Source organism: Streptomyces sp. URMC 123 (genome assembly GCF_051386515.1).
Classification (GTDB): domain Bacteria; phylum Actinomycetota; class Actinomycetes; order Streptomycetales; family Streptomycetaceae; genus Streptomyces.
In genome coordinates this window covers 23284-33762 of record NZ_JBPQTV010000031.1, presented here as the reverse complement: position 1 = coordinate 33762, position 10479 = coordinate 23284, and the positions used below count along the sequence as shown (strand labels likewise).

At 75.0% G+C, this 10479-nt stretch carries 12 protein-coding genes and 1 riboswitch; of the genes, 7 read left to right on the top strand and 5 right to left on the bottom strand.

The window, feature by feature from the left end; genetic code table 11:
- Positions 1-30: 30 nt before the first annotated feature.
- Together ACSNOD_RS06900 and ACSNOD_RS06895 are read right to left on the bottom strand one after the other, a co-directional pair.
- Positions 31-486: a cyclic nucleotide-binding domain-containing protein gene (locus ACSNOD_RS06900; RefSeq protein ID WP_436765854.1), complete on the bottom strand. Its 456-nt coding sequence runs from the start codon at positions 484-486 to the stop codon at positions 31-33.
- Positions 487-711: 225 nt separating this feature from the next.
- Entirely contained in the window at positions 712-885 is a 174-nt protein-coding gene (locus ACSNOD_RS06895) for a CsbD family protein (protein WP_436765853.1), read from the bottom strand.
- A gap of 125 nt (positions 886-1010) precedes the next feature.
- Here ACSNOD_RS06895 and ACSNOD_RS06890 point away from each other — a divergent pair, with 125 nt between their 5' ends.
- Together ACSNOD_RS06890 and ACSNOD_RS06885 are read left to right on the top strand one after the other, a co-directional pair.
- Positions 1011-1172 (top strand): hydrophobic protein, encoded by a 162-nt coding sequence (locus ACSNOD_RS06890; RefSeq protein ID WP_436765852.1) that lies wholly within the window; start codon positions 1011-1013, stop codon positions 1170-1172.
- An 89-nt stretch (positions 1173-1261) separates the two neighbouring features.
- Positions 1262-1879, top strand: a complete 618-nt coding sequence (locus ACSNOD_RS06885; protein ID WP_436765851.1) for a VanZ family protein — start codon at positions 1262-1264, stop codon at positions 1877-1879.
- A 29-nt stretch (positions 1880-1908) separates the two neighbouring features.
- Here the strand turns inward: ACSNOD_RS06885 and ACSNOD_RS06880 are convergent, their stop codons facing one another.
- Positions 1909-3189: a transglycosylase family protein gene (locus ACSNOD_RS06880; protein ID WP_436765850.1), complete on the bottom strand. Its 1281-nt coding sequence runs from the start codon at positions 3187-3189 to the stop codon at positions 1909-1911.
- Positions 3190-3194: 5 nt separating this feature from the next.
- Positions 3195-3360: riboswitch (cyclic di-AMP (ydaO/yuaA leader) on the bottom strand.
- Positions 3361-3831: 471 nt separating this feature from the next.
- Between ACSNOD_RS06880 and ACSNOD_RS06875 the strand changes: the two genes are divergently transcribed.
- Complete coding sequence (locus tag ACSNOD_RS06875) at positions 3832-4509, top strand: DUF4230 domain-containing protein (protein ID WP_436765849.1); 678 nt, start codon at positions 3832-3834, stop codon at positions 4507-4509.
- Positions 4510-4771: 262 nt separating this feature from the next.
- Positions 4772-5980, top strand: coding sequence for a lactonase family protein (locus tag ACSNOD_RS06870; protein WP_436765848.1), 1209 nt, complete (start codon positions 4772-4774; stop codon positions 5978-5980).
- A 16-nt stretch (positions 5981-5996) separates the two neighbouring features.
- Here ACSNOD_RS06870 and ACSNOD_RS06865 read toward each other — a convergent pair whose 3' ends face one another.
- The gene (locus ACSNOD_RS06865; protein ID WP_436765847.1) at positions 5997-6911 is read right to left on the bottom strand and encodes an alpha/beta hydrolase; all 915 of its coding nucleotides are present in this window, start codon (positions 6909-6911) and stop codon (positions 5997-5999) included.
- A gap of 168 nt (positions 6912-7079) precedes the next feature.
- On the opposite strand from ACSNOD_RS06865, the gene ACSNOD_RS06860 reads away from it, so the two are divergent.
- Positions 7080-7505, top strand: a complete 426-nt coding sequence (locus ACSNOD_RS06860; RefSeq protein ID WP_436765846.1) for an OsmC family protein — start codon at positions 7080-7082, stop codon at positions 7503-7505.
- A gap of 32 nt (positions 7506-7537) precedes the next feature.
- Here ACSNOD_RS06860 and ACSNOD_RS06855 read toward each other — a convergent pair whose 3' ends face one another.
- Entirely contained in the window at positions 7538-8320 is a 783-nt protein-coding gene (locus ACSNOD_RS06855; protein ID WP_436765845.1) for a peptidoglycan DD-metalloendopeptidase family protein, read from the bottom strand.
- Between the two features lie 346 nt (positions 8321-8666).
- On the opposite strand from ACSNOD_RS06855, the gene ACSNOD_RS06850 reads away from it, so the two are divergent.
- A complete protein-coding gene (locus tag ACSNOD_RS06850; RefSeq protein WP_436765844.1) occupies positions 8667-8915 on the top strand; it encodes an SCO4226 family nickel-binding protein in 249 nt (82 codons plus the stop codon).
- 187 nt (positions 8916-9102) lie between these two features.
- Positions 9103-10428, top strand: coding sequence for a DUF418 domain-containing protein (locus tag ACSNOD_RS06845; protein ID WP_436765843.1), 1326 nt, complete (start codon positions 9103-9105; stop codon positions 10426-10428).
- The last annotated feature ends 51 nt before the right edge of the window (positions 10429-10479 follow it).

Here is a 10479-nt window from a genome sequence, read left to right as displayed (position 1 = left end):
GCGGGGGGAGCGGGGGGCGTGCGCAGCGGATCAGAGGGAGCCGGACGTGTGCGGAGCGTAGAGATCGAGCAGCTTGCCGCGGGCGGTCTGCAGCCGGTGGGCCAGGACCTCGGCCACCGCGCGCATCAGGGCGAAGCCGAGCGCCGGGTTCTCCTCGCACAGGGCCCGGGTGCGGGCGCCGTCGAACTCGTAGGCGCGGACAAGGCTCAGCGCCTCCGCCCCGAAGCCCCACTCGTAGGGCGGGAACATCCAGGACCAGCCGAGCAGATCGCCGGTGCCGAGGGTCTCGACGGTGGCCCGGCGGCGGCCGGGGAGGGACAGATCGAGGGTGACGGCGCCGGTGCGGATCACCCAGAACCGGTCCGCCGTGCCCTGTTCCTCGAAGATCCGGGTGTCCTGGGGGAAGGCGACGTCCTGGGCCAGCTCCATCAGGCGGTCCCGGTGTTCCGGCGGCAGGGCCTTGAGCAGTCGTTTCCCCGTGGTCATGGCCCCAGCCTCCTCGCGCCCGCGCCTGGCCGGTGCGTACGCCGCCGCACCCGCGCCTCCTCGTACCCCCTATTGGCCCATGTCCGCCCGCCGACGGCATCCCGAGCGGGCGGGAAACGGGTCCGGGCCCCCGCCACCTGCGGGGACCCGGGCCGGTGACCACCGTTCCGGCGCCGGCGGCTCGGCCGCCGGTTCGCCGCCGGGGCCCCGCGGGGCCCCGGCGGTTCAGCGCCGGAAGGTGTCCTTGGCCTTCTCCACGGCCTCGCGGGCATCGCCCTTCGCCTGTTCGGCACGGCCCTCGGCGGTCAGCCGGTCCTTGCCGGTGGCCCGCCCCGCGGCCTCCTTGGCCTTTCCCTTGATCTGCTGCCCCTTGGCCCTGGCCTTCTTGTTCGCGCTCATGGCCGGCCTCCTTCGCGATCCGCCTGCCGGATCTCCGATCAACCCATTTTACGGCGATACAACCGGAATAAAGCGCGCATAAAATTGACTCCGCAGGGCATAGGCCCGATCGGAGGCTGATGACAATGGTCCCGCTACTGCTCGTCCTGCTGCTGATCCTGATCCTCTTCGGAGCGGGTTTCGCGGTGGAGGCCCTCTGGTGGATCGCGATCGCCGTGCTGGTGCTGTGGCTGCTCGGCTTCCTGGTGCGGCCCGGCGGCGGAGGAGGCCGCTGGTACCGCTGGTAGGCGGCGCGCATACGGTGACCCACCGCGGGTAACCGGCCCGCAGGCCGCGAAGGCCGGCCGAGACCGGTGATCACAGGTGGGGGTGACCCGTGCGCCGCGACATCCCGTACGACCGGCGCGAGAGCGCGTACGAGAAGGGCCCGGCGGACGGCACCGGCCGCCCCGACCCGCCCGGCGAACCGGCCGGCCGGCGCGGTGCCGCGCGCCGGGCACCGGCGCCCACCTGGGTGCGGGTGCTGGTGATGGCCGTGGCCTTCGTCGCGATGGTGGCGTTCGCCATCGCGCTGGCCCGGCTCACGCTGGTGCCCTCGGCGGCCTCGGAGCCGCTGACGCACAGCAATCTGCGCCCCGGCGACTCCCTGCGCGACTATCTGTCCCAGCCGGGCTTCCGGGACACCGTGAAGCAGATCGGCGGCAATGTGGCGCTCGGCGTGCCCTTCGGGCTGCTGCTGCCGGTGCTGTTCCCCCGGGCCCGCGGACTGCTGCGGGTCGCGCTGGTGACGGCCGTGGTGATGACGCTGGTGGAGCTGATCCAGGGCGCGCTGGTGACCGGCCGGGCCTTCGACATCGACGATGTCATCCTCAACACCGCCGGGGCGCTCCTGGGTTATCTGCTGCTCGGCCGCCGGCTCGGCCGGGCCGTCCACCCCCGGCGCCGCCACTGGTGGCAGCGCCGGGCCGAACGCCCCGACGCGAGTCGGCCGTGACCGCCCGAGCCGGCCGGGGACCGGTCCCGTCAGACGCTGACGCCGTGCGAGCGCAGGTAGGCGATGGGGTCGATGTCCGAGCCGTACGAGGGGCCGGTGCGCACCTCGAAGTGCAGGTGCGGGCCGGTGCTGTTGCCGGTGGAACCGGAGCGGCCGATCTGCTGGCCGACCGAGACCGACTGCCCGGCGGAGACGGAGAGCGCCGACAGGTGGGCGTACTGGCTGTACTTGCCGTCGGCGTGCCGGATCACCACCTCGTAGCCGTACGCCCCGCCCCAGCCGGCGGAGACGACCTGGCCCGAGGTGATGGCCTTGACCGAGGTGCCGGTGGAGACGGAGAAGTCCACACCGGTGTGGTAGCCGCTGGCCCAACTGCCGCCGGCGGCCCGGTAGGGAGTGCTGGGGCCCACCCGGACCGGCGCGGTGAAGCCGGTGGACCGGGACGCGACGGAACCGGCGGGCTTCGCCTTGTGCTGGGCGGCGGGCCGCTCGGCCTTCTTGCGGGCGACGGGCGCCTGGGGACGGGTTTGCGGGGCGGCCTGCGCCCGCCGGTCCGGCGAGCCGGCCTTGGGCGGGGTGGCGTGGCTGCCCTCGTGGCCGAGCGCCAGCCGCTGACCGGGCATGATCAGGTCGGGGTCGTCCCCTATGACCCGGCGGTTGGTCTCGTAGAGCCGCTCCCAGCCGCCCGCCACGCCCTGGTCCTGCGAGATCGTGGACAGGGTGTCGCCGGTGACGACGGTGTAGAAGGTGCTCCGCGCGGTGTCGGTGGGCGCCGGCGCCGGAGAGGTGGCGGGCCCCCGCTCCTGCTGGGGCGCGCTCCGCCGGGGCTCCGCCTTCCGCTCGGCCTTCGGCTGCTGCGCCGTCCGGCGCTCCTGGGGGGCGGCGGCCTGCCGGCGCTCCTGCGGGGCGGGGGCCGTGCGGGGCGCCGCGCCGCCGCGGGCGAGGCCCGCCTTGCCGGAGCAGACCGGCCAGGCACCCGGCCCCTGGCCCTTGAGCACCTTCTCGGCGACGGCGATCTGCTCGTCCTTGCTGGCCTGGTCGGCGCGCGGCGCGTACGCGGTGCCGCCGAAGGCCTTCCAGGTGCTCTGGGTGAACTGGAGGCCGCCGTAATAGCCGTTGCCGGTGTTGATGTTCCAGTTGCCGGTGGATTCGCACTCGGCGACCTTGTCCCAGGTGTCCACCGAGGCGGCGTCGGCCTGGGAGACCCCGATGAGCGGAAGGGCGATGCCGGCCCCGCCGGCGGCGGCCGTGAGGGAGGCACGCGATATGCGGCTGGGCTTGTACCGGCGATGACGTCCACGTGCAGGCATGGGCGATCTTTCCTCTCCTACGCCTGCGAGGTGAGCTGTCGGGTTCGGGCCGGAGTCGCCCGGTCGCTCGATACGGCGTCGCCGTCGCGCGTCTTCACCCCAAGCCGCCCGTGGCCACACGGTGCGGCGCCTACCTGGTTCCCCCGCTCCTGCCATGAGCATTGGTGTGGTCACCCCCCACCGGCGGCAGGATTCGGCGCTCCGGCGGATGATGCCCGCCCTTGGTCGATCGGCGGGACGGGCAAAAGAAATCACATTCAATTCGCCGCCACAAGAACCCGGAATGGGGGATTGCCGATGAACGCATTCCACGCTTCGGCCGGGGCGTCACTCTGCGCTCCGGATCTTCATCGCAGCGCGAAAAAGGGTCGGCCGCATGGCCCGATAAAGTCCGGATACGGCAAGGAAGTTGGCCGGAAACGATTCACCGGGGCATCGGGAGCGCCCCGAGGGGTGCGGTGGGTGTGAATTGCATCACGGAGGCACCAGGGGCGCGTTGCCCGGCGCATCCGCACACGCCCGGTTTGCCCGCTCCCGCACGGCGGTCGTGAACCGGGCGGCACGGGGGAAGAACGGGGAGGACATGAGCCGTGAAAGGCCCTCGGGCCGCGTCGCCGAAGTCCCGCCGCCGGGAGGTGCGCCATGCCGTCCGCACACCGTGAACGCCGCCGGGTGACCTGGTGGGTCGCCCTGCCGGCCGCGCTGGCCCTGATGGCCGTCGTCCTCGGACTGCTGCTGCTCGTCGCGTGGTTGCGCCTGTTGCCCGATGCCCTCGATCCGTTCGGCACCCGCACCGAGGACCGCACCGGTCCCGCGCTGCTGGAGTCCATCCAGGACATGAGCCGCTACGAGGCCGCCTCGGGGAACTTCCAGGTGGTGGTCGACCTGGACAAGGACGCGAAGTTCCTGCCCGACGCGGTGCGCGGCAGCCGGACGCTCTTCGTGGGCGCGGGCACCGTCGGCGCCCATGTCGACCTCGGCGGGCTGGGCGAGGACGCGGTGACCGTGACGGAGGACCGGAAGAGCGCCACCGTCACCCTGCCCCGCGCCCGGCTGGGCAGGGCGGCGCTCGACGCGGACCGGTCGTACGCCGTGGCCAAGGAGCGGGGCCTGCTCGACCGGCTCGGCGATGTGTTCTCCGACAACCCCAACGACGAGCGCGAGGTGCACCGGCTGGCGGTGCGGCACATCGAGGAGGCGGCGCGGGAGAGCGATCTGACGGACCGCGCCGAGCGGAACACGCGGACGATGCTGGAGAACCTGATCCGCTCCCTCGGCTATGAGCGGATCACCGTGCGGTTCGCGCCTCCCAGCGGGTGACAGGCCGCTGCACTGTTCCCCTCCCAGCGGGTGAGCAGGCCACTGCGCTGTTCCCCTCCCGGCGGTTCGGCGACCCGCCGCGCCGCGCCGCCCGCGCCGAACGGGCCGATGTCGTTCGAGCGCTCGCTCCGCCGAGCGCCCTACCGTGGCTCTGGCCGGAGCCGAACGACATACGGGACGTATCGGCCGTACCGGATGCGAGCGACGACGAGACGCAACGACGAGCGGGCGCGCACGGGCGCCCGGGACCGGAGGGACCGCCATGGGCAGCGCTTCAGGAATCGGCCGCCGCCGTCTGCTCACCCTGCTCGCCGCCGGGGCCGCCGGGGCGGGCGCCACCGCCGCCCGCCCGGGGGAGGCCAGGGGGGCCGGCGAGGGAGCCGCGCGCCCCGGGCCGGGCCCCGGGGGCGGCGCCCCGGACGGCCGGGCGCCGCTGCGCAGGCTGTTCCTCGGCGCCTACACCTCCGGCAGCGGCGGCGCCCCCGGCCTGGGCCTCGCCGGCTACGACCCGGACAGCGGCCGGATCGTGGGGACCGGGGCGCTCGACGGCGTGGCCGACCCCTCGTATCTGGCCCTCTCCCCCACCGGCCGCACCCTCTACACCGTCAATGAGCGCCGGCGCGGCGCCGTGACCGCCATCGCGCTCGACGCGGGCGGCTGGGAGCCGAGAGTGCTGGGCAGCAGACCGGCGGACGGCGGCCCCTGCCATCTGTCGGTCCACCCCGAGGGCCGCCATCTGCTGAGCGCCAACTACCGCTCGGGCAGCGTGACGGTGCACCCCGTGCTGGCCGACGGCGGTCTCGGGCCGCGCAGCGACCTGGTCACCCACACCAGCCCGGCGCCCGGCCCGGGGCAGAGCGGCCCGCACGCCCACCAGGTGGTCACCGCGCCGGACGGCCGGCATGTGCTCGCCGTCGACCTCGGCACCGACACGGTCTACGGCTACCGGCTCGACCCCCGGCGCGGCACCCTCACCGAACGCTCCCGGTCCGCGCTGCGTCCCGGGGCCGGGCCGCGCCAGCTCGCCTTCCACCCGTCGGGGCGGTTCGCCTATGTGGCCAATGAACTCGACGACACGGTGGTGGTGTGCCGCTACGACCCCGCCGAGGGCGTCCTCACCCCCGGCAGGCCCCAGCCCACCGGCTCGTCCGGGCCGGTCCGCAACTACCCCTCCCACCTGCTGACGACGGCGGACGGCCGGTTCCTCTACCTGGCCAACCGCGGCCACAACAGCGTCGCCTGCTTCGCCGTGGAGGCCGCGGGCGCCCGGCTCCGGCTGCTGGGCACGGTGCCGGTGGGCGGTGACTTCCCGCGCCACATCGCCTTCGATCCGCGCGAGCGGTGGCTGTTCGCGGCGAACCAGCGGTCGGGCACGGTGACCGTCTTCGCGGTGCACCGCGGCACGGGCGGACTGACGCCCGTGGGGCGGCCCTTCGAGACGCCCGCCCCCGCGTGCGTGCTGCCGCTGTGACGGCTCCGGCTCGGGCTCAGGCTCGGGCTCCGGGTCCCGAACGGCCGCCGGTCGACCGGCCACCGGTCGACGACGCTCCCTGGCCGAGCCGTTCGAGCAGGAACTCCACCACCTCGTTCAGGGCGGTCTCCGCCCGCGGCAGCGCGGGCAGCTCGTGGTGCCAGCAGTGCGTCGCGTCCGAGAACGTCCGCAGCACGCACTGGCCGCCCACCCGCGTGACCCGCTCGGCCAGCCGCACGGCGTCGTCGGCGAGCACCTCGTCCCGGCTGGCCTGCACCAGCAGCGGCGGCAGCCAGGCCAGGGCGTCGTCCGGGGCGAACAACGGCGAGGCCGTGGGCGTACGGGGGTCGGCGCCGGCCAGGTACAGATCGGCCATCCCCTTGAGCACCGTCCGGCTGATCAGATGGTCGGCCGTGCCACAGCGCTCGTACGAGTCCCCGGAGGCGGTGAGGTCGAACCACGGCGAGAGACAGACCGCGGCGGCGGGCCGGGGCAGGCCCGCCTCCCGGGCCGTCAGCAGCGTGGCGAGCGCCAGCCCCCCGCCCGCCGACTCGCCCATCAGCACCAGCCGGCCGGGGTCGGCCCCCGGCTCGCCGAGCAACTCCGCGTAGCAGGCCAGGCCGTCGTCGACCGCCGCGGGGAAGGGGGCCTCCTCCGCGAGCCGATAGGCGGGTAACACCGTCTCCACACCCGCGTTCACGGCGAGGTAGGCGCCGACCCCGCGGCCGCCCTCCGGGGACCCGGTGCGGTAGCCCCCGCCGTGCAGATGGAGGACCGTGCCACGGGTCGGCCCCAACGGCCGTATCCGCAGGGCGGGGCGGCCACCCACTGTGGTTTCCACCACCGTCGTCACGGCGGTGTACTCCTCGAACCCTTCGGTCCCCTGCCATTCGTCGTACGCGGTGGCGCCATTGCCGCAGTCGGCTCCCACACCCGCCTCGCTTTCGCTGTCGTTTCGTTGCGTTGATCAAAGAGTCGCGAGCAGCGTAGCCAGAGGTTCCCGTCCGGCGTAGCGCGTCCAGCCGGTCACCCCGAGCCGGAAGTGGCAGGCTAGGGGCATCACATCGGCGGCACCATGCCCTTACAGGAGGATTCCACTGTGACCGCGACGCGCACGGCACACACCGTCTGGGAAGGCTCTCTGATGGAGGGGAGCGGCACCGTCTCCCTCGACTCCTCCGGAATCGGCAGCTACCCCGTCTCCTGGCCCGCACGCACGGAAGCACCCGACGGCAGGACCAGCCCGGAGGAGCTGATCGGCGCCGCCCACTCCGCGTGCTTCTCGATGGCCCTGTCCCATGCGCTGGCCAACGCGGGCACCCCGCCCACCCGGATGACCACCCGGGCGGAGGTCACCTTCCAGCCGGGCAAGGGGATCACCGGCGTCCACCTCACGGTGGAGGGCGAGGTGCCCGGCCTGGACGAGGCCGGGTTCGTGGCCGCGGCCGAGGGCGCGAAGGCGAACTGCCCGGTGAGCCAGGCGCTCACGGGGACCACGATCACGCTGACGGCCAAGCTCGGCTAGGCCGGCGGGGCGGGCGCGTCGGACGCGCCGGGTCAGACGCGGATGCCCTTGGACGCCAGATACGCCAGGGGGTCGACGTCCGACCCGTACTCCTGGGTCCTGCGGACCTCGAAGTGCAGATGCGGCCCGGAGGACTTGCCGGTGCTGCCCGAGGAGCCGACGCGCACCCCGCCCCGTACGCGCTGCCCGACCCTGACGGAGATCTCGGAGAGATGGGCGAAGACGACGTAGTGGCCGTCGTCCATCCGGACCATCACCATCTGCCCGTAGTCCCCGCCCCAGCCGGCCCGGGTGACTTTTCCCGGGCCCACCGCGTACACGGCGGTGCCGACCGGCACCGCGAAGTCGACGCCCGTGTGGCGGCCGGCCTGCCAGTCGCCCGGGACGCCGTACGCGACGGTGACCCCGTAGTGCTTCACGGGCTTCGACCAGCCGCCGGGCGCCGGCCGGCCCAGCGGCTCCGGGGCGGGCGGGGTGAGCGCCTCGTCCGGCCCGGGTTCCGTTCCCGGCTCCGTGCCGGCTTCGGTTCCCGGCTCCACGTCCGGTTCCGTGGCCGGTTCTCCGCCCGGTTCCGTGGCCGGGGGCAGTGGCTCGCCGGTCACGGGAGCCGCCCCGCCGTCGGCGCCCGGGGGCGGCGGAGGCGGAGCGGCACTGGCGGAGGCGGCGGTCGGCGGGAGCGCCACCAGCAGCGCGCCCAGCAGGCCCGCGCACAGCGCTCCCGGCCCGGTCGTCCGGCGCGCCCGCGCCCGTTCGCCGGTGGCCCGCGTCACCGGGCCGCGCCGGCCGGGCCCCTGGCGGATCGCCGCCCGCTTCATCGCCGCTCCCTTCGCCGGGCCGTGGGGACCCGTCGCGCATCCATCGCACATCCGTCGCACATCCGTCGCTCATGCAAACCCGGGGGGCCGCCGGGCGCACCCGCGCGGCCGGCCCCGTGCGTCGCGCGAACGGCGGACCGGGCCGTCCCGCGTCTGCCGCGCCGGCGCCGGTCGGGCGGCCCGTCCCGGCCGTTCCGGGGCGCCGGCGTCTTCCACCGCCCATCGGGTGACGGCCGGCCGTACGGGGGTGGGCGCGGGCCCGGCCCGCTCGGTCGCGGGCGCCGTGGGCGCGGGCGCACGATGGAGGTGTACCGAGGCCGGTCGAGACCAGGCGGAGATGGGACCGATGACGAAGTTCATGGACGTCCACCACGGTATGCAGGGCATCACGGAGGACCAGCTCAAGGCGGCGCACAAGGCGGACCTCGCCCTTGAGGGCGAGGAGGGCGTGCACTTCGAGCGGGCGTGGGCGGACCCGCTGTCCGGGACGGTGTACTGCCTGTCGGAGGCGCCGTCGGAGGAGGCGGTGAAGCGCGTGCACGCGCGGGCGGGCCACCCGGTGACGGAGGTGCACCCGGTCCCGCTCTCGGTCTGAACGGAGACCCGACAGGGGCGTGACACCGGTTCGGCACCCCCGGCCGCCGCCGTACGGCCCCGGCGCCCCGCCGCACCGCCGCCCAGGCGCTCCCCCGTACGGGCCCGGCGCCCGGCCGCGCTGAAACGGCGGGCCCGCGGGGAACCCCGGTTGGTTCGGCGCGCACGGCCGTGCATGCTTGGTGCCCATGTCACTCCTCGCACCGCGCCCCGAGCCGACGGGGGCCACAGGGACCGTCGCCGGGGCGGCCGGGGCCGGGACGGCCGCTGTGCCGTCGCCCCGGAGACCTCCGGCCGGGACGCCCTCCCCCGAGGGGCCGTCCGGGGGGCCGTCGCCCCGGCCGGCCACGGGCCACCGGCTCATCGGCCTCGATCTGGCCCGCGCGCTGGCCGTGTTCGGGATGTTCGCCGCCCATGTGGGACCCGACCCGTCCGTCGGCGGGCCGGTCGGGGCCGCGATGGAGCTGTCGCACGGCCGGGCCTCCGCGCTGTTCGCCACGCTCGCGGGGCTCTCCCTGGCGCTGATGACCGGCCGGCGCGAGCCCAAGGCCGGCCTGGAGCGGCGGCAGGCCATGGCGCGGATCGTGCTGCGGGCCGCCGTACTGCTGGCGCTGGCCGGCGCGCTGGCCGCGTACGGCTCACCGGTGGACGTGATCCTGTCCTACTACGCGGTGTACTTCCTGCTCGCGCTGCCGTTCCTGCGGCTGCGGGCGAGGGCCCTGGCGGTGGCGGCGGCCGTCTGGGCGGTCGGCGGGCCGCTGCTGTCCTTCGGTGCCCGCGCGCTGGTCGGGCACGGCACCTGGGCGGAGGCCCTGGGCTCGTGGGTGCCGCTCGGCCCGACGGTCGGCGACGCGCTGCTGACCGTTCTGCTGTCGGGCTCCTATCCGGCCATGACCTGGATGCCGTTCGTGCTCACCGGCCTGGCGCTGGGCCGCGCCGACCTCACCGCCGCCCGGCTGCGGCGGCGGCTGGCCGTCGCCGGGCCGGCGCTGGCGGTGACCGGTTACGGGCTCTCCTGGCTGATCGTGCGCGCGTGGGACGGTGCGCGGGCCGCGATCGAGTCCGGCGGGCACGTCCCCGGCGGCCGGCTCGGCCGGGGCGCGGGCGTCTGGGAGACCGGCTTCGAGCAGTCCGTGGTCCCCACGGACACCCCGGCCTGGCTGCTCGTGGCCTCCCCGCACAGCGGCACGCCGTTCGAGGTGATCGGCAACATGGGGGTCGCCGTCACCCTGATCGTGGCGGCGCTGGCGGCGACCGACGCGCTGCGCCGGGGCCGCCGGCTGCTCGCCCCGGTGCTGGCGGTGGGCACGATGTCGCTCACCGCGTACGTCGGACACATCGTGGCGATCCGGGCGTTCGGCATCGACCGCTGGGTGCAGCCGCCGCTGTACGTGGTGGCCCTGTTCGCGGCCGGTGCGACGGCCTTCGCGGCGCTGTGGTCCCGCCGCTTCCGGCACGGCCCGCTGGAGGGCCTGCTGCGGGCGGCGACGAAGCCGGCGCGCTTCGTGCGCTGACGCCGACGGCGGCGGGCCGGGCCGCTCACCCGCCGCCGGTCAGTTTCACCG